Annotated in this window: 14 protein-coding genes; 10 read left to right on the plus strand and 4 right to left on the minus strand. The window is 42.4% G+C overall.

The window, feature by feature from the left end; translation table 11 throughout:
• Positions 1 to 127 precede the first annotated feature (127 nt).
• From ACO6V5_RS06835 to ACO6V5_RS06850, 4 genes are all read right to left on the minus strand, one after another.
• Complete coding sequence (locus ACO6V5_RS06835) at positions 128 to 1,795, minus strand: serpin family protein (protein ID WP_422410542.1); 1,668 nt, start codon at positions 1,793 to 1,795, stop codon at positions 128 to 130.
• Between the two features lie 327 nt (positions 1,796 to 2,122).
• Positions 2,123 to 4,699, minus strand: a complete 2,577-nt coding sequence (locus ACO6V5_RS06840) for a serpin family protein (protein WP_422410540.1) — start codon at positions 4,697 to 4,699, stop codon at positions 2,123 to 2,125.
• 318 nt (positions 4,700 to 5,017) lie between these two features.
• Complete coding sequence (locus ACO6V5_RS06845) at positions 5,018 to 6,703, minus strand: serpin family protein (protein ID WP_422441803.1); 1,686 nt, start codon at positions 6,701 to 6,703, stop codon at positions 5,018 to 5,020.
• Between the two features lie 383 nt (positions 6,704 to 7,086).
• A complete protein-coding gene (locus ACO6V5_RS06850) occupies positions 7,087 to 8,778 on the minus strand; it encodes a serpin family protein (protein ID WP_422137968.1) in 1,692 nt (563 codons plus the stop codon).
• A gap of 429 nt (positions 8,779 to 9,207) precedes the next feature.
• Here ACO6V5_RS06850 and ACO6V5_RS06855 point away from each other — a divergent pair, with 429 nt between their 5' ends.
• From ACO6V5_RS06855 to ACO6V5_RS06900, 10 genes are all read left to right on the plus strand, one after another.
• The gene (locus ACO6V5_RS06855) at positions 9,208 to 9,678 is read left to right on the plus strand and encodes a hypothetical protein (RefSeq protein WP_422133767.1); all 471 of its coding nucleotides are present in this window, start codon (positions 9,208 to 9,210) and stop codon (positions 9,676 to 9,678) included.
• Positions 9,679 to 9,927: 249 nt separating this feature from the next.
• On the plus strand, positions 9,928 to 11,139 hold the full coding sequence (locus ACO6V5_RS06860; protein ID WP_422412181.1) for a pepsin-like aspartyl protease: 1,212 nt from the start codon (positions 9,928 to 9,930) through the stop codon (positions 11,137 to 11,139).
• Positions 11,140 to 12,024: 885 nt separating this feature from the next.
• Positions 12,025 to 12,672 (plus strand): TetR/AcrR family transcriptional regulator, encoded by a 648-nt coding sequence (locus ACO6V5_RS06865; protein WP_422133765.1) that lies wholly within the window; start codon positions 12,025 to 12,027, stop codon positions 12,670 to 12,672.
• 66 nt (positions 12,673 to 12,738) lie between these two features.
• Positions 12,739 to 13,221: a L,D-transpeptidase family protein gene (locus ACO6V5_RS06870; protein WP_422412183.1), complete on the plus strand. Its 483-nt coding sequence runs from the start codon at positions 12,739 to 12,741 to the stop codon at positions 13,219 to 13,221.
• A gap of 39 nt (positions 13,222 to 13,260) precedes the next feature.
• Positions 13,261 to 14,307 carry a beta-N-acetylhexosaminidase gene (gene nagZ, locus ACO6V5_RS06875; RefSeq protein WP_422412185.1) on the plus strand — a complete coding sequence of 349 codons (1,047 nt, stop codon included), beginning with the start codon at positions 13,261 to 13,263 and terminating at the stop codon, positions 14,305 to 14,307.
• Between the two features lie 94 nt (positions 14,308 to 14,401).
• A complete protein-coding gene (locus ACO6V5_RS06880) occupies positions 14,402 to 15,529 on the plus strand; it encodes a mechanosensitive ion channel family protein (RefSeq protein WP_422133762.1) in 1,128 nt (375 codons plus the stop codon).
• Positions 15,530 to 15,671: 142 nt separating this feature from the next.
• Complete coding sequence (locus ACO6V5_RS06885; protein WP_422133761.1) at positions 15,672 to 16,748, plus strand: mechanosensitive ion channel family protein; 1,077 nt, start codon at positions 15,672 to 15,674, stop codon at positions 16,746 to 16,748.
• Positions 16,749 to 16,783: 35 nt separating this feature from the next.
• On the plus strand, positions 16,784 to 17,977 hold the full coding sequence (locus ACO6V5_RS06890) for a PP2C family protein-serine/threonine phosphatase (protein WP_422133760.1): 1,194 nt from the start codon (positions 16,784 to 16,786) through the stop codon (positions 17,975 to 17,977).
• Between the two features lie 16 nt (positions 17,978 to 17,993).
• A complete protein-coding gene (locus ACO6V5_RS06895; protein WP_422133759.1) occupies positions 17,994 to 18,326 on the plus strand; it encodes an STAS domain-containing protein in 333 nt (110 codons plus the stop codon).
• A gap of 1 nt (position 18,327) precedes the next feature.
• Positions 18,328 to 18,759 carry an ATP-binding protein gene (locus tag ACO6V5_RS06900; protein ID WP_422133758.1) on the plus strand — a complete coding sequence of 144 codons (432 nt, stop codon included), beginning with the start codon at positions 18,328 to 18,330 and terminating at the stop codon, positions 18,757 to 18,759.
• Positions 18,760 to 18,821: the final 62 nt, after the last annotated feature.

Raw genomic sequence — 18,821 nt, forward strand, 5'->3', positions numbered from 1 at the left:
CTCTGTCCAAAGTACTGCTATAAAACTTAACTTGTCTATCTGTCCATATTATGGGGGCTACGATACTTTTAGGCTTTTTTTAATAAAAAAATCCGGAGGTGATTATACTCCGGATTTGCCTTTTTGTTTATGATTGCCCAGAAGTTATTCTATGAATCATTTTTTCCCAAGCATCAGTTGAAATATGTACTTGAAGAGGATAAGCGTTGATAGAAGATTCATATTCTTTTCCAATGGATTCTAATATTCTTTCTTTAAGATCTTTAGCGTCACGCAGAGAAGAGATTTTGATAGTTAAACGTTCATTATCTGCCTTAGCGCTTTGAATATCAAGCTTCCCATTCGGATTATAATAGTTATTTATAAAAGTACTCACATCTACACTTTCAGTAAGATCAAAAGATAACTGTGTTATCACAGATAAGTCTTTTTGTACCATCTTTGTTTTTGTGGGTAAATCGATTTGACTGCTTTGATCATCGTCACTATCAGACATATCATCATCACTATCAGATATACCAAAGCTCTGTTTTTCAGCGGGTATGATTACAGGTGTACCGTCAAGTTCTAAAAAGCTGCCATCCTTAATCACCATCTCAAGCAACCGATTACCTTGACTATCTACAATGGCAATGTAGCCAGGGCAATCAAAATCAAAGCTGGGATGCTCAGAGGATTTGTCCCTAAGAGTAGTTGTTGCGACAGTGGCGACTGTACCATAAGCTCCCTCTTCACCAATAGATACTTTGGTCTTCTGAAGTATTTCCAGATCACAGTATGATGAATCGCCTAATCTTGTTAAATCACCAGCCGTTATTATGTTGGTTCCAAATACCTCAGAAATTTTTTCGAGTAACCTGGTATCACAACAATTATCTAATTTTATTTTCGGAAGTCTTAGATCCATCTTTACTTTATGATCATTTAATCTTTCAATCAGATGATTAATGGTTTCAGAGTCAAGTTTGTTAATCGCTTTAGGATCTTTAAAGCGTGGTTTAATTGCAACTAATTTAAGGTCTTCTCCATTCACGGATTGGAATTCTTTGCCTATGGCATCAAAGGCACGGGTATTAGCAAATTGAAGCTCTTCAGTCGACCTCATCGTCTTGACGTTTGTAATAAAACTTCCATCTGCGCAATAAAATGGCCGGTTGACCGTTTTGTCTTTAGAAAATTTGTCTTTCCAGATACCCTCGAATTCCATCACATTACCTATTACCGCTGTAATTAGTTCTCGTCGATCTTTAGAGTGACCATGAAACAACTTTTCGATTTTTCCATTGGTCTTCCATTTCACGAAGGCTTCTGCGACGTCAGCCAGGAACTTGTTATGGCCATCACATTTCAGCTTTTCGGTTTGATAACATGCAGACAGTATCTGATTAAGCTTCTCATTAATGACGGCAGAGGCAGAACCTATAAAGTTAGTGCTAGAGAGTGCTTGTTTCTCATTACTATAAGGGTGGTTTACACTGAATTCACCGAGTTTTTTATGGATCTGAGACTCTAGCTCATCAGTTAATTCTTCTTCAGGGATACCCAGAACTGCTGCTTTCCTGGCTTTATCATCTATACACGCCAGAAGCATTCCCAAAACCGGAGCCAGGCTGGTAGAAGACACTACCTTGCTTTCGTCGTCCCTGACACCTTTGGCGCTGAGGATGCCTAATGACACTTTGTCCAGCAGTTTTTTAACAATATCAGAAGCTTGTGAGGTAGTCTGTAAGGATGTGTCTGGCAGATTAAATGGCTGCCACTGCGCCGTATTCATAGAAGTTCTCATTGATTCCATAGCCTTCTCTCCTTTACTTTATACAAATTAATTAGCGAGAATAAACTCACTGCTTCCATGCTGAGGAAATAGCCATAAATGCCAAGCTTCAGCCTTGCCCTTAATACTTGATATTTAAGTATTTTCTTTCTCAGAAATCACTGACCGGTTAGTTAGTTACGATAACACCTTGTTCCCTGCAATAGAGCCTGGTTGCCATAGTGGAGGTATCTCTGCCCGAAAAACTTTAATTGTCCGTCTGTCCATCCTATGGGGCCACTATAGTTTAAGCTTTTGTTAATAAAAAATCCGGAGGTGGTTAATCTCCGGATTTGGCATTGTATTGATTCATGATTGATTAGAAGTTAACTTATTGCGCAGTGCTTCCCAAGCTTCAAAAGAAACCTCTAATTCAAAAGGAGAATTTTGACCGAGTATCCTAACAAATTTGCTATGTTCATCTCCAATTGATTTTAATATTCTTTCTCTAAGCTCTATAACTTCATCCTTAGAAGACATATTGAGTGTTAGCTGCATATGATCTGCCACATCGATCCGAACATCAAACTCGCTATTCGGATTATAGTGGTGTTGTATTAAAGTACTAATCCTATCCATCGAAGTTAGATCGGTTACATCTTTCTCAATTGTGAATTGATTATCAGATGTATAAACTTTGCTATCAGGCATATCATAATCGTTAAGAGTTTCCAGATTATCAGAGCTCTGTTTTTCAGCAGTTGTAATTATAGGATTATCTTTGCTATCAGAAATATAAGAATCGGTAGGTCCTGAAGTTATTTTATCAATCATTTTTTTCCAGGGATTAGTTAAAACATCTACTTGAATAGGTTTAGCTCTTTCATAAATCTTAACAGAATCAATATATTCTTTTCCAATGGATTCTAATATTCTTTCCCTGATATCTTTAGCGTTATCAAAAGAAGATGTTGTTATTTTTAACCTGCGATTATCTGCCTTAGCGCTTTTAATATCAAGCTTTCCATCCGGATTATAATAGTCTTTTATAAAAGTGCTCACATCTACAGTTTCAAGAGGGTCAAAAGATAAGCGTGTTATTGCAGATAAGTCTTTTTTCACCAGTTTTGTTTTTTTGGATAAATCTATTTCACTGCGATCCACTGGTTCTGGATCATCTTTGCTATAAGAACTATCATCTTCGCTATCAGAAATATAAGAACTGATAAATCCAGAAGTTATTTGATCAATCATTTTTTTCCAAGGATTAATTAAAACACTTACTTCAATAGGAGTAGCTCTTTCGTGAATATTAACATAGCAACTATAGCCTTCTCCAATGCATTTTAATATTCTTTTCTTGATATCTTTAGCGTCATCGAAAGAAGATGTTGTCATATTTAGCCTGTGATTATCTGCCTTAGCGCTTTTAATATCAAGCTTTCCATCCGGATTATAACAGTCTTTTATAAAAGCACTCACATCTATAGTTTCAAGAGGGTCAAAAGATAAGCGTGTTATTGCAGATAAGTCTTTTTCTACCAGCTTTATTTTTGTGGGTAAATCTATTTTACTGCGATGCACTGGTTCTTGATCATCTTCGCTATAAAAACTATCATCTTCGCTATAAAAACTATCATCTTCGCTATCAGATATATAAAAACTGTTAAAACTTGCCAGATTATTAGAGCCTGATTCTCCATCGGTGGAGATTATAGGGTCACCAACACACTCCAAAAAGCTGCCATCCTTAATGACCAGCTCAATCAACCGATTACCTTTTTTGTCTAAAATGGCAATGTAGCCAGGGCAGTCAAAATCAAAGCGAGGTTTTTCGCACCTTGTTTGAATTTGTGCAACAGTCGCCATCGCACAGCTGGCACCTTTTTCATCAACAGAAAATATGATTTTCTGAAGCATCTCCAGATTATCATCTGCCGAAATGCCTAATTTTGTTAGATCTCCCGCTACTATGTCAGTTCCAAATACCTTACATATTTTCTTGAGTAACTGAGTGTCACAACTGTCCATGTTTATTTTGGGTAGCGTTAGCGTATATTCCGCTTGTCTATGATTTAATTGTTCAGTTAACTCGTTAATCGTGTCAGAATCAAGTTTATCAATCGCTGTGGCACTTTTATTATGCGGCTTTATTGCGACCAGTTTAAGATCTTCTCCATTCACAGATTGGAATTCCTTTGCGATGGCACGAAATCTCCTGTTAGAAGCACATTGAACCGTTTCAGTTTTAGACATCATCTTGACGTTATCAATACAAGTTCCATTTGCACATAGAAAACGTCCAGCAGCCGTTTCATCTGGAGAAAAACTATCCTCCCAGACAGCCCGGCAATCTATTACATTACCAATTACTGCTTTAACTTCGTTCAACCCATCAAACAACTTTTCTATTTTTCCTTTGGTTTTATCCTTAACAAAAGCTTCTGTGACATCAGCTACGTCCCAGAAAGCACCTTCCAGCTTTTGGGTTAGATAACATTCAGAGAGTATTTTTTCAAACTGCTCAAATCTGACGCAAAAGGCAGAAGCAATAAAGTTAGCGCAAGAGATCAACTGATCAGGATGGCTTCCGTAAGGGTGGTCTTTGCTGAATTCACCGAGTTTTTTATGGATTTCAGTCTCCAGCTCATCAGTTAAGGATTCTTCGGGGATTTCCAGAATCAATGCCTTTTTGGCTTTATCATCCATACACAACAGAAGCATACCCAGTACTGGAGCCAGGCTGACAGAAGAGATCACCTTGCTTTTGTGGTCCTTGGCATCCTGAGTACATAAGATCCCGATTGACACTTTATTTATCAGTTTTTTAACAATATCTGAAGCCTGTGAGGTGATCTCAAAGGATGTTGCTGGCATATCAGATGGCTGCCATTGCATTGCCTGGCTTGAAGTTCTAATTGTTCCGGTTGGGGTAAATGAGTGCATAGTATTCTCTCCTTTGGTTGATACAAAGTAGTGAGAATAAACTCACTGCTTCCATGCTATTGCAAATAGTCATAAATGATGAATTACAGCATTGCCATTAGTACTTGATATTTAAGTATTTCCTTTCTCAGAAAACACTGACGGGTTAGTTATTTACGATAACACCTTATTCCCTGCAATAGAGCCCGGTTGTCATAGTGGAGGTATCTCTGCCCGAAAACTTTAATTGTCCGTTTGTCTAACCTGTGGGGGCAACTACAGGTTAAGCTTTTGTTAAAAAAAACCGGAGATGGTTAATCTCCGGATTTGGCATTTTATTTATGAATGTGTAGATTTTAACTTCTTAAACAGTGCATCCCATGCGTCAAATGAAACTTCTACATGAGAGCCATCAGAGATCTCGAAAACTTTAACAAAACATTCATGTTTGTAATCCAGCCATTCTGATATTTTATCTTTGATTTTAATAGCGTCTTCCTTGGTAGGAGTTTTGATAGATAAATCAGATCTACCTGAATAGGCACTTTCGATATTAAACTCCCCATTCGGATCAAAGCTATGACGTATTAGAGGACTCGCATCAATACTTTTGATTTTTGTTTTATCAGATAAGTGCTCTATTATAGAGTCAATAGTAGCTTTACCGCTTTTTCCGCGTTTTTTGGAAGCAAGCTTTTTCTTACCATTTGTATTGGTTTCGATTTTAGCTCTTTTGCTTTCAGCTTTACAGTCATCAGTGTTCAAACTTTCAGAAGAAATGGTCTCGGCCGGAGCAAATTCAAAAAAGCGACCATCTTTAATGATCAACTCAACCAACCGATTTTCATTTTCGTCTACAATGGCAATGTAACCAGGACAGACAAAGTCAAAGCTACCTACTTTGGGTAAGCACCTTACAGAAATTTTTTCATCACTCAAAAGCTTGTTCTGAGCACCTTCTTCATCAATGGATAGTACAGTCTTCTGAAGAATACTCAGATTACTATTTTCCGGTTTGCCTAATTTTGATAAGTCTTGTGCGACTATTACGTCGGTTCCAAATGCCTCGCAAATTATCTTGAGTAATTGAATATCACAACTTTCTACTACGTTTATTTTAGGTAGCGTTATATTAAATATCGCTTTATTATGTCTTGTATCGCTAATCAGATCAGTGATTATTTTGGAACTAAGGTAGTTAATTGCTGTTGCACTTTCTTCGCGGGGTGATATCGCAACAAATCTAAGGTTTTCTCCATTCACAGATCGGAAATTTTTGGCTATGGCGCCAAATGTTCTGTTATAGGAATAGTGGCAATTTTCCCACATCTGCATCATCTTTACGTCATTAATATGAGTTCCATCTGCGCAAAGAAAATTGCCCGGGACTGTATCATTTGGAGAAAATGCTTTCTCCCAGTTACAATCGAATTGTATCACGCTACCAATGGCCGCTTTAATGTTATCCCGCTCAGTTTCAGGATAACAATCAAACAAGTTTTTAATTTTTCCATTGGTTTTCTCATTAATGTAACTTCCTGCGACGCGTGCTACGGAGCTGTCATGACAGTCGAGCTTTTCAGTTTGATAACATTCAGACAGCCTCTGATCAAGCTGCTCATCCCTGGTGGCATCTTCAGTAGCCATAAAGCCAGCGCAAGAGACTGCCTGTTTCTGATCAGGATCCTTACTATAAGCGTGTTTTACGCTGAATTCACCGAGTTTATTATGGATTGCATTCTCCAGGTCATCAGTTAAGGTATCTACGGGAATGTCCAGAATCAATGCCTTCCTTTTTTTATCATCCATACTCGCCAGAAGCATGCCCAGAACCGGTGCCAGGCTGGTAGCAGACACTACCTTGCTTTTGTCGTCATTGACGGCCTTAGGCAGGATTTTGAGTGACAGCTTTCTGATCAGTTTTGTAACAATATTAGAAGCCTTTTCGGAGACCTCCAGGGAGTTAACTGGCGGTTGTGATGTCTGCCATTGCATTGGTTCGGTTGATTGTCTGATAGGTTGCATAGTCTACTCTCCCTTTCTTGATAAAAATTAATTAGTGAGAATAAACTCACTGCTTCCATGCTGAGCAAATAGCCATAAATCCCGGGTTACAGTATTACCCTTGGTACTTGATATTTAATTATTTCTTTTCTCAGAAATCACTGACCGGTTAGTTACGATAACACTTTGTTTCCTGCAATAGAGGCTCGTTATCGTGGCAGATGTTTCTCTTTCCGAAGTTCTGCCATAAAATTTAACTTATCTATTTTTCCAAATTATGGAGTCTGGTTTGCTTTCAGGCTTATGTTAATAAAAATATCCGGAGGTGATTAAAAACCGGATTTGGCTCTTTGTTTATGATTGTCCAGAGGTTATTTTAGCCACTTAATTAGCATTATATTTATTCACGATTTGCTAGCAGTTAACTTTTCCAGCAGAGCATCCCATGCATTAGATTGAACTTCAACTCTAAAATATTCGATAAAATCTTCAAGCCTAAGTAAATCCTCATATTCTTCTCCAATTAATTCTAATATTCTTTTTTTAAGCTTTTTGGCGTCATCCAAAGAAACGACATCGATATCTATTTCGGGTAAGCACTTTACCCGAGCGTTAATAATTTCAAGCTCTTCATCCTGGTTAAATCTATGTTGTATTAAAATAGTCATATCACCATAGCGAAGAGGGTTGGAAAGAAACTCATTGATTCTGGTTTCAATAGCGTCTTCAATATTTTTTATATTATTTGCGCTTTTTTGAACTGCGTACCATCTGGCATCAAATGTATAGTTTCTTTTGGGAGTTAGATCATCATCGCTATCAGAGTCATCAAAGCTATCAAACATCAGGTCGTCAGAGTCCGGGTTTTCCACTGTTTCCAAAAATCTGTCATCCTTAATGACCAAATCAAGCAACCGATTACCTTCTGAGTCTACAATGCCAATGTAGCCAGGGCAGAGAAATTCAAAGTCAGGGGTTTCAGGATCGTCTTTTACGGTGGTTTTTTCGGCATTGGTCAATGGGTTGCAAGTATCTTGTTCATCAACGGTTACTGTAATCTTCTGAATCATATTTAAATTTTGGTCTGCCTGTTTGCCTAATTTTGATAAATCTACTGCTGCTAGTGTGTTGATTTCACATGCCTGATGAATTCTTTTGAATAATTGGTTTTCACAAGTTTCCATGTTTATTTTTGGTAGCTTTACGTTTAATGTCATTTTATTATCATTTAATCTTTCAATCAGGTGATCAATTGTTTCAGAATCAAGGAATGTAATTGTGGACGTAGATTCAACACGCGGTTTTATTGCGACCAATCTAAGGTTTTCTCCATTTACAGATTTTAATTCTTTGGCAATGGCAATGAATTGTCCGTTGTCAGCAATTGGAAAATTATCAGTTGTACTCATCATCTTAACTTTCTTTAAATCAATTTCAGTTGTACATATAAAATTGCCCGTGGTGATTTTATCTGAAGATGCACTTGTCTCCCAGATGCCCTTGAAATCGAAACTCATCGCATTGACTATGGCTGCTGTAATTTCATGCCGTTGAGCTTCAGAATAACCACCAAACAAGTTGTTAATTTTGCCATCATTAATGTAAGTTTCTGTGACGTCTGCTATGCAACTGACAGGACACTCCAGTTTTTCGGTTTGATAACATTCAGACAGCCTCTTTTCAAACTGCTCATCCCTGGTGGCATCTTTAGTCGCTATAAAGTTAGTGCAAGAGATTGCCTGTTTTTGACCAAGGTGTTTAACGTAAGCGTGTTTTAGACTGAGCTGGCCGAGTTCTTTGTGGATTTCAGTCTCCAGCTCATCCGTTAAGGCTTCTACGGGGATGCCCAGAATCATTGCCTTCTTGTCTTTATCATCCATACTCGCCAGAAGCATGCCAAGACTGGCAGCCAGGCCAACAGAAGACAGCGCTATACTTGATTTGCCGGTAAAGTCCAGAATCGAGATTTTTACTCTATCCAGCAGATTTTTAACGACGTCGGAAGCCACTACGGTGATCTTGGAGGATGTGTCTGGCAGGTCTAATGGCTGCGCTGACAGTGATGTTTGTTCTATTGAATATCCGAGAGGTTGCATAGGCTAAACTCCTTTCCTGATGACTAAATAGTGAGTGAACTCACTGCGTCCACGCTTTGATATAGCTGTAAATCGTGAGTCACGATGCGGCCATTTATATCTAATAGTTAACAATTTGTTTTCACAAATCACTAACCGCTTGGTCAGTTACGATAACGCCTTGCTCCCTGCAATAAAGTGGTGCGTTTGAATGCAGAAGACCTTCTATATCTTTTTAAAAATAATTTTTATATGTTTTTTTTCTCTATCCATTCCTGCGGCTTTTGTGGTATCTCCTGCTTTTAACCACAGTCCAGTAAGCAGCAGCTCACTCGTATACAGTCGCAATATAATTAGTGCCCGTCCGAAAACCCTCAAATACTTGAAAATAGCGGCTTATAGCCTAATTTAAGGAACGAAGGTTTTCCACAACAGGACGTTCCCGAACTTATGCGCCAGACCATTAATCCACAAATGCAGCTTGGCGAGGTTGATATCTCTGCCATTACATTCAATCTCAGGTCAAGGGATGACACTCCCCGCTTGCTCCTGGCATTGCAATATATCTGGACAAATATCGAGTTGAGGAATCAGGTTTTTCACGTGCTTCAGGGTATGATAGCTGCCGACCAAGGTAACGGGCGTCCCGGAATGGATCCCTGGAGGATGTTGGTTTTTGGCGCCTTGCGGCTGGTCATTAACTGCGACTACGACCGGCTTCTTGAGCTGGCTAACGAGCATGGAACTCACCGAAAGATTCCAGGCCATGGGTCTTACTGTGAACACCAGTACAAACTGCAAACCCTGCAAGACAACATCTCATTGTTCACACCGGAAATTCTGGACCAGAACAATCAGGTCGTCGTCAATGCTGGCCGTGAATTGGTAAAAAAAAGAAGAGAGGCCACGCGCCCGCGCTGACTCGATCGTCGTAAAAACCAATGTTCACTTTCCGACGGATATCAACCTGCTCAGAGATGCTATTTGCAAGTTGATAGAGTGGGCAACCACTTTGTTTTCGGAGCAGCATGAAAGCCTGTGGCGACAGAGCCGCTGAACAGAAATAAACCAAAAAGTAGCACCCACAGATGAGTAGGCTGAATTTTAAACAAAAATTTTTGCTGCTGCCTGCTGAATCGGATTATTTGTGGGTTTTCGGGCAGGCACTACATGGAGTCTGAAAAGGTAATTGTTATGAACAACCTCTTTTTAAAAAATATTTTTATATGTATTTTTTCTCTATCTGTTTCAGCGGTTTTTGCAGATCTTCCTGTTTTTAACCGCATTCCAGTAACCAGCAGCAATATGGGTGACCTTCCCGGTAAGCGACTTTATTTGAAAATTTATGGACCAGAAATGGCTAAAGGAAAGACATTACTACACAACTTCGGTAATACGCAGTATTACGGCGAGATAAAAATTGGATCTGACGATCAGGTATTTAAAGTTCTTTTAGATACCGGATCAAGTTATATCTGGGTTCCTGGTACAACATGTAGTTCTAACAGCTGCTCTGACAAAAAACGTTTTGATCCACAAAGCAGCAGCTCGTTTGTACGCACTAGCCACAGACTGAACCTAAGTTACGCCAGAGGTAAAATATCTGGTATCTTCGGTTATGATGATATTACTCTCGGTGGCATAAAGGTAGTATCTCAGGGATTTGCTGTAGCCGACGTTATTTCAGATGATATCGAGGACCATCCGTTCGATGGCGTTTTAGGCTTGGGCTTTAAGAGCAATAGTATCATCCCATCATGGTTAGACAATGCCCTAAAACAGGGTTTGATCGATAAAGCTGTCTTTTCGTTCTACCTGTCCCAAAAAACCAACAAGGGCGGTAGTGTTATGATTATCGGTGAGCCCGACCCTTTCTATTATCAGGGGCCTATATACTGGCACTCCCTGATAGCTATCGATGGTGAACATCCTTATTACGATATTTCTTTTGACGGCATCTCAGTCGGAGCAAAAAATATTCTCCTAAGCTGTCAAGAAAGACAATGCAAAGCCCATATTGATACAGGGGCACTTTATATTTATGGGCCAGAAAAAGACGTCGAATCCATTCTTGAATCTCTTGATGTGAAAGCAGATTGCTCAAACGTCAGCCAACTTCCACCTCTGAAGGTCTCCATTGGTGGCCATATCTATGAGGTTCCCCCACAAATTTATGTAGTCAAAGAGCAAAACTGCTTTGGAATGGTTGAATGTCATGCTGGAATTGACGAAATGCCCGGAATAAATAATGAATCTTGGATCCTTGGAAATCCATTCATGAGAGCGTTTTACACCGTTTTCGATAAAACAGATGATCGGATTGGTTTTGCCAAGTTACATGACAGGCTCAATGAACCAAAAACACTCAGGGCATTATACTGATTAATCAGATAGTTTTCGTACAAAAACATTACCCAATGAAAATCATGGTCATGAATCCATTAATTTATTATCTGGTTCGAGCTGAACCTCAAATGACCGTCTAAAATCAAGGAGGTTTTTTTTATCTACATAGAGTCTGAAAAGGTAATCGCTATGAGAATCATCTTTTTAAATAACATTCGTATATGCGTTTTTTTTCTATCTATTTCAGCGGCTTTTGCAGAACTTCCTGTTTTCAACCATTATCCAGTGACCAACAACAGTATGGATGATCTTGCGGGCAAGCGATTCTACTTAGGGTAGACATTAAGCCCCACCCACGGCACAAAGACCTAATCTTGTAGCCCTGAACAACCATCTCGTGCAGGGTGTTCACGTTTCGCATTATCTGTCCAGAAGTTGAGCAGCTTCCTTGTATGTGAAAGCAGAGACTTTCCTGCCGCCTTTCACCACCCCTATCAGGAATACATGGACTCGTAAAAAATGCCCAAAATTTGAATCCGATATTCACCACCCCCATCAGGAATAAATCGATTGGTAAATAGACCCTAAAATAAAAATGATTGTCGACTGGCTTTCCGTGATGCCTACCACATATTTCTCCGTCCCGTTGATAGCCCAAACATGAATGCCCTCAAAGCAAGAGCTTTCCCGTATTCCTTGCTATGCAGGACTTGACTTAAATTATTGATTTATTTTCTTGACATTAGCTCCACCATAGGGTCGTGTTGTAGAGGGTAAGCTAAAGGGTATGCAAGGTCGTCCAGAGCATTGGCTTGAAGTGTTGACTTGAAGTCGACTCAAGCTGCAGCAGCCTTGACAGTTCGGGGCCAGATACGTAGGTTCTACACAGTCGTTTAATAAACTTATAAAATTCTTTGTACCATGGCACAACTTTCAACTGTCGAAAGAATTCTGGATTCAGCCGAACTGCTCTTCGCTGAACATGGCTTCTCAGAGACTTCCTTAAGAACCATTACAAAACAGGCAGGGGTTAATCTGGCTGCAGTGAACTATCACTTTGGTTCCAAAAAAGCGCTGATACAGGCGGTTTTTGCCCGTTTTCTGGACCCCTTTATGAAAGGGCTGGATACCACTCTGGATGAGTGGTCCGATCAGAGTGAGCCACCTGATCTTGAGGCTGTGCTTGAGATACTTGTTGACCATATTCTTGCTGTAAAACCCAGAAGGCCCGATGACATCTCTATTTTTATGAAACTCATGGGGCTGGCTTTCACACAGAACCAGGGGCATTTGAAGCGTTATCTGACGGAAACTTATGGAACCGTCTTCAGCCGATACTTTGAGTTGTTGTTCAGGGCCTGTCCTGACCTTCCGATAGCCGATAAATTCTGGCGTACCTATTTCAGTCTTGGCTCTGCTGTCTTTTCCGTATCTGGCGCCGATGCACTTCTCTCCATTGCCCAGAGAGATTATGACATTGATGACAATCTTGAGAACATTATGAGAAGAATGGTGCCATTTATGGCAGCTGGTCTGCGTGCTCATGCCACCTATAAGAATGGTCGATAATATTTATTCGAGTTGCTGGCTCTCGAGCCTGAGCCAAAGCGAAACCAGTCAATACGAGATTCATCTGTGCACATTAATGTTAGAATTGCCTCGCAGACTCTGGAGCTGCTGCAAAAGGGTGCAGAAACGATTTGTTACTCTGTATCCACCGCCAGTAAAGGAACAGGGCAGCAGGAAGGTAGCTGGCAGACTCCACTGGGGCGTCATATTATTCGTGCGAAAATCGGTGAGGGCCTCCCTCTCCATGCGGTTTTTGTGGGAAGGCGATACACGGGTGAGATCTATTCACCCGAACTATTACAACAATACTCTGAACGTCGGGACTGGATTTTAAGCAGAATTCTCTGGTTAAGCGGTCTTGAACCCGGCTACAACCGTCTGGGAAAGGTCGATACCATGCGACGCTACATCTATATCCACGGATCACCCGATACCGCTGTGATGGGCGAGCCGGGTTCAAGAGGCTGTATCAGGATGCATGGTCGTGACATGATTGATTTATTTGACCGGGTTCTTCCGGGAACTACTATTGATATTCTGCCAAAGTAGTTTTATCGCATTCAGACGGGTCAGGAGAGCAAGAAAAGTATGTACAGGCATGATCATAACAATGCGAAAAATAATGGCGTTCTGATAATCGACCTTGAAGGTCAGACCCTCCAGCCTGAAGAGCGGGAATTACTCCTGCATCCCGGTGTTGTCGGCGTGTTGTTTTTTGCCCGGAATTTTCACGATCGTAAACAGTTGTGTGATCTGGTCAGAGACATAAGAAGCATCAGACAAAACCTGATTCTGATGGTGGATCAGGAAGGTGGCAGGGTTCAGCGTTTCAGAAACGATTTTACCCGTTTGCCGCCTGCAGAGCGTTATGCCAGCTATTTCAAATGTGATCCCCAGAAAGCCCTGGAGTTGGTTGAGGATTGTGGCTGGCTTATGGCTGAAGAAATACTCTCCTGCGACCTTGACATGAGTCTGGCTCCGGTCCTGGATCTTAATCTGGGTCTTACAGATATAGTGGGCGACCGTGCCTTCGGCTGTGAGCCAGAAACCGTCATTAAACTGGCCGGTGCATGGTTCAGTGGTGTCCGTGAATCAGGAATGCCCTGTATAGGTAAACATTTTCCCGGTCATGGCAGTGTTAACGAAGATTCTCACCTGACCCTGCCCAGGGATAGTCGTGCGCTGGATGCCATCCAGCAGCAAGATATGGTGCCATTCAAAGCTCTGATAGAGCAGGGCATAGAAGCGATTATGCCCGCTCACATTGTTTTTCCTGAAGTAGATGATCAGCCTTGTGGTTTTTCATCAATCTGGTTGAAAGACATCCTTAGAGAACAGATCGGCTTTAATGGCTTAGTGATCAGTGACTGTCTGACCATGGAGGGTGCAGCTTCAGCCGGAAGTTACACTGTCCGGGTCGAAAAAGCCTTGAATGCGGGTTGTGATTTATTGTTATTAAGCAGCAGGGAGGGTGTCCGGGAAGTTCTGCCCTGGCTTGAACGGTCTTCTTTCTCTACGCCTGATCTTTCATCTCTTCAGGCCCGTGGCGGTCGAGCTCTGGAAGAGCTGGTGACCATGGATCGCTATCTTAGTTGCAAGGACAGACTGGATTATCTTTCTGAACGATTTAACTGATCTGCCATAAAACGTCCATAGAATGATTTCAACCTTGTGGGAATGAAATCATTCTCAGTGTTAAGTGTCCCGTTTTCTATCCGGAAGTCTGATAATGTCTCTTTCTCACCCTTTTTTTCATGAACTGGATATTCCTCAATGGGTTATTCAGGCCGTTATTGTCCTGTTGATTTCAGGCGTTATCCATCTGATCTTGTCCAGAGTGTTTGCTCATCTTTCCAGAGATGGTCGTGCAGCCCTTACCCCTTGGAATGATGCCGTTATCAGGGGACTGAGAACCCCTGTGATCCTGCTGATCTGGGTTATTGGTTTCTGCTGGGTTGTTGGTGTAGCTGCCAAGGCTACGGATTCTGAGTTAATTGATGGTCTGAATAATCTCAGGGATGTCATTATCCTGACTCTGGCGGGTTGGAGCATTATCCGTTTCATTCGTCAGCTGGAGCGAAACTTTCTGAATCCTGAACTGGCAGGCGATCGGTCTAATGATCCAACGACTGTAGTAGCGATTGGCAGATTAAGCAGAATTGTGGTCATCATCATCTGTTTTCTGACTGTATTACAGTCACTTGGCTACAGTATCTCAGGTCTTTTGGCATTTGGTGGTGTGGGAGGTTTGGCAGTCGGTTTTGCCGCTAAGGATATGCTGGCCAATTTCTTTGGTGGTCTGATGATTTACCTGAATAAACCCTTCCGGGTTGGTGACTGGATTCGTTCGCCGGATAGAAACATTGAAGGCACTGTGGAATACATTGGCTGGAGAGAAACCCGCATCAAGACATTTGATAAGCGACCACTCTACGTTCCCAACGCCACTTTCAACAGCATTTCTGTTGAGAATCCATCGCGAATGGAAAATAGAAGGATCAAGGAAACTGTTGGCCTGAGGTATCAGGATGGCCAGAAGGTGGAGGTGATCGTCGAGGAAATACGGCAGTATCTGAACGACAACGATGAAATCGCCAGCGATAAGACTCTTCTCGTATCGCTCAATGCCTTTGGACCCTCCAGCCTCGATATTTTAGTCTATTGCTTTACATGTACCAGAGACTGGGCAGAGTACCTCAGGGTTAAACAGGATGTCCTGGTCAGGATAATGGCTATTATCCATTCTCATGGTGCTGATATTGCCTTCCCGACCCGGACGCTTGATGTCCCGCAAGAGTGGCTCGGCAAGTTGAAACAGACACCGGCAAAAACGGCTGAACGAGCTATGATAGATTGATTTCAACCCTTCAGTGTTGAAATCAAAGTATGTTCGTCCAGCTTTTATCCCTTGAGGATAATTTCAATGGTCTGAATATAACCGGGAAGGCGATGGCCGATATCTCCTTTACCGTGGGGTTTTCTTGTGCGAGGAGCAGGCAATGTTTTGGGAGGGTCTTCTTAAAGGGGAGAATGTCGATTTAGTGACAGCGCTTGTGGCTGCTGTTATCGTTTCCTGGTTCAGCCACTTCCTTCTCAGTCGGTGGGCTCAATCTGAGAATCAATCGGTGAGAGCCTGTCTGGCCTCAGCTTTTCGTCCTCCGTTGTTGCTTCTTCCGTGGTTGTTATGTTTTTTTTACCTCGCTCACTGGTTTGTTGATCATAGTGAAGAAGAAGGCCATGACTGGCTGGCCACATCAGAAGCTGTCTGCTCAGTATTACTTCCACTCTGGCTTCTGCTGAGACTCATCAGGCAGTTACCGAACATTGCCGAGATCTCGGGCGTTCAAGATAAAGATCTCGACCTGGCCAGAACCCTGTCACGGTTTTTTCATATCGTTCTGATTGTTCTGGCGGTGATGATTCTGGCGCAAAAGTTGGGCTATTCGCTCTCCGCGCTGCTGACTTTTGGTGGCGTAGGCGGCTTGATTGTGGGTATGGCTGCCAGGGAATGGTTGGCCAACTTCTTTGGTGGTTTGATGTTAATGCTGGATAAACCCTTTAAAGAAGGCGATTGGGTTCGTTCTCCGGACCGACAGATAGAAGGCCATGTAGAACATATTGGCTGGCGCTTGACCCAGATAAGAAATTTTGATCGCAGACCCGTGTTTGTCCCGAACTCGGTCTTCACCAGTATCGTTTTGGAAAATCCATCCAGAATGCGTAACCGCCGGGTTGTTGAAAACTTTGGTATTCGCTACGAGGATCTGGACAAGATCCCCGCCGTCATGAATCAGATCACGACAGAATTTCTTCAGCATCCCGAGCTGGATTGTTCGGAGCCCCACTATGCAAGGTTTCTTAAATATGGGGATTCATCACTGGAGTGTCAGGTCCGGGTGCATGTCATTCCCAAGGGCAGAGTGGACTTTGTCAGGGTCCAGGAAAGCATCATGTTGATCATTGCTTCTGCAGTGCAAAAAGCAGGAGCGGAGTTCGCCTATCCGGTGATGAAAGTGATTCATAAAGCGAATGCTGAACCAGAGTCAGGTAACTCACCCGATAATGATAGCCACTGATTAAGATGAAATAAGGCCCGGCCGATAAAGGCTAAATGAATATTCTTATCGTTGAAGATGCTCGTGACCAGCGTTTGATGCTCTCCGTGGTATTGAAAAAGCAGGGGCACCAGGTACTCGAGGCCGAGAATGGTAGACAGGCTCTGGAGATTCTGCGGGAACATCAGGATGTCAGAATTATCATCAGCGATTGGATGATGCCTGAGATGGATGGTCTGGAACTGCTCAGGCAGACCCGAAAAACAGATCTTGGACGTTATATTTATTTTATCCTGCTCACCGGTAATGCAGATCATAAGGCAGTTGTTGAAGGCATGAATGACGGGGCGGATGATTTTCTTGCCAAGCCGGTTAATTTTGATGAATTGGCTGCCCGCCTGAAAGCAGGGATTCGTATCATCGAACTTGAGAGGCAGCTCGAGCTGCAAAATACACGCCTGGTTGAAGCGATTCAGACCGTTGAAAAAGATCTTGAATCGGCGGCCAAAGCCCAGGAAGTTTTGCTGGCTCAACCGGCGACCATACAACATGTTTCTTTTGACTGGTTTTTCCAGCCCAGCAAAATACTGGGCGGGGACATGTTTGGTTATCAGGCTATTGATGGTGAAACCTTAGGGTTCTATCAACTGGACGTGGCCGGGCATGGTATTCCCTCAGCGCTCTTTTCATTTACTCTGAATAATATTCTCTCAGAAACATCGGGCAGAGGCTCCATCGTCAGGGAAACATTGGATTATGAGCCATTCAATAAGGTGCGTGCGCCCGAACAAGTTCTGGCCTCACTGAACAGGCGGTTTCAGCTGACACCGGAATCGATGCTTTATTTCACCATTGCCTATGGACTTATCAATAGTCGCACAGGTCAAGTCACATTATCCCAGGCGGGTCATCCGCAACCCTTATGGATTCATCGTGATAAAGCCATTGTAGAGCCCGTTGCGGGTGGAGGCGTGCCCATCGGTATGATGCCGGATATGGAATACACCTCCTGCACTTTGCAGTTTCAGCCGGGTGACCGTCTGTTTCTCTATTCTGACGGCGTCACAGAATGTGAAAACACTGAAGGTCAACAGTTTGGTGAGGCCCGTTTGCTGCAATGCCTGCAAGATACTTTAGAAGAAGATTTAAAATCGGTTATTGACCAGGTAGAGAAAAATGTCAGAGACTGGAGTGAGCTGGACCGTTTCGATGACGATGTGACCTACCTGTTACTGGAATGGAAACCCTGAAAGCCAGGAGGATGGCATGGCGTTTGAACACCACGAGGAAGGCCACATTACAGTGGTCCGGATTGATGAGTCCCGTCTTGATGCTTCCGTTGCCGAAGCGTTTAAAACCTATGTGTTTGATCTGATTGAAGACGGCAAATCCGACATAGTTATAGATCTTGCCGAAGTGCGTTTTATGGACAGCACAGGCTTGAGCGTGCTGGTAGCGGGTCTTAAGAAATTGTCGGGTAAGGGGTCACTCAGTCTGGCTTCTGCACAACCTGCGGTGCAGGATCTGTTTGATCTTACGTCCATGGATAAATTGTTCAAACTCCATGGTTCAGTGGCTGAGGCTGTTAAAGGGAGCTGACATGTCACAGGTGCTGAAGCTGGAAATCGACAGCCAGTTATCCAATACAACGCTGGTGGCTATGGCGGTCAGAGGTGTCTGTGCCATGACCACTCTCTCTCCTGTTGAAATTAATCGGCTAGAGCTTTGTCTGGTAGAGATTGTCAACAATGCCATTGAGCATGCTTACGAAAATGAAGCGGGCCATCCGGTGGAAGTGTGTATCAATCTGGACAAGACCATGATGAATATTTCTGTTAGCGACTGGGGACACAGTATTCCGGACGATGTCATGCAGAATAAGACTGAAATGGTCGTTGATCCTGAGCATCCTGAAGCCTGGTTGTGCAGTGGCCGTGGTCTACACATTGTGAACAAGCTGATGGATCAGGTGACCTATGAGTCAAACCAGGACAAGAACAGCTTTATCATGAAAAAAGAGCTGCGCCACTGACAGCTCTTTTTATACCAATCGAACTTTCCACGCCGCCTTGTCTCGGGTTAGAAAGCACGATG

The organism is Endozoicomonas sp. ALD068 (genome assembly GCF_049310145.1).
Lineage (GTDB): Bacteria > Pseudomonadota > Gammaproteobacteria > Pseudomonadales > Endozoicomonadaceae > Endozoicomonas_A.

Excerpts from the sequence above, each read along its gene's own strand:
- ACO6V5_RS06835 (WP_422410542.1), bottom strand. The coding sequence starts at position 1,795 with ATGGAATCAATGAGAACTTCTATGAATACGGCGCAGTGGCAGCCATTT.
- ACO6V5_RS06865 (WP_422133765.1), top strand. The coding sequence starts at position 12,025 with ATGGCACAACTTTCAACTGTCGAAAGAATTCTGGATTCAGCCGAACTG.
- ACO6V5_RS06885 (WP_422133761.1), top strand. The coding sequence starts at position 15,672 with ATGTTTTGGGAGGGTCTTCTTAAAGGGGAGAATGTCGATTTAGTGACA.
- ACO6V5_RS06890 (WP_422133760.1), top strand. The coding sequence starts at position 16,784 with ATGAATATTCTTATCGTTGAAGATGCTCGTGACCAGCGTTTGATGCTC.
- ACO6V5_RS06860 (WP_422412181.1), top strand. The coding sequence starts at position 9,928 with ATGGAGTCTGAAAAGGTAATTGTTATGAACAACCTCTTTTTAAAAAAT.
- ACO6V5_RS06845 (WP_422441803.1), bottom strand. The coding sequence starts at position 6,703 with ATGCAACCTATCAGACAATCAACCGAACCAATGCAATGGCAGACATCA.
- ACO6V5_RS06850 (WP_422137968.1), bottom strand. The coding sequence starts at position 8,778 with ATGCAACCTCTCGGATATTCAATAGAACAAACATCACTGTCAGCGCAG.
- ACO6V5_RS06895 (WP_422133759.1), top strand. The coding sequence starts at position 17,994 with ATGGCGTTTGAACACCACGAGGAAGGCCACATTACAGTGGTCCGGATT.
- ACO6V5_RS06880 (WP_422133762.1), top strand. The coding sequence starts at position 14,402 with ATGTCTCTTTCTCACCCTTTTTTTCATGAACTGGATATTCCTCAATGG.
- ACO6V5_RS06840 (WP_422410540.1), bottom strand. The coding sequence starts at position 4,699 with ATGCACTCATTTACCCCAACCGGAACAATTAGAACTTCAAGCCAGGCA.
- nagZ (WP_422412185.1), top strand. The coding sequence starts at position 13,261 with ATGTACAGGCATGATCATAACAATGCGAAAAATAATGGCGTTCTGATA.
- ACO6V5_RS06855 (WP_422133767.1), top strand. The coding sequence starts at position 9,208 with ATGCGCCAGACCATTAATCCACAAATGCAGCTTGGCGAGGTTGATATC.
- ACO6V5_RS06900 (WP_422133758.1), top strand. The coding sequence starts at position 18,328 with ATGTCACAGGTGCTGAAGCTGGAAATCGACAGCCAGTTATCCAATACA.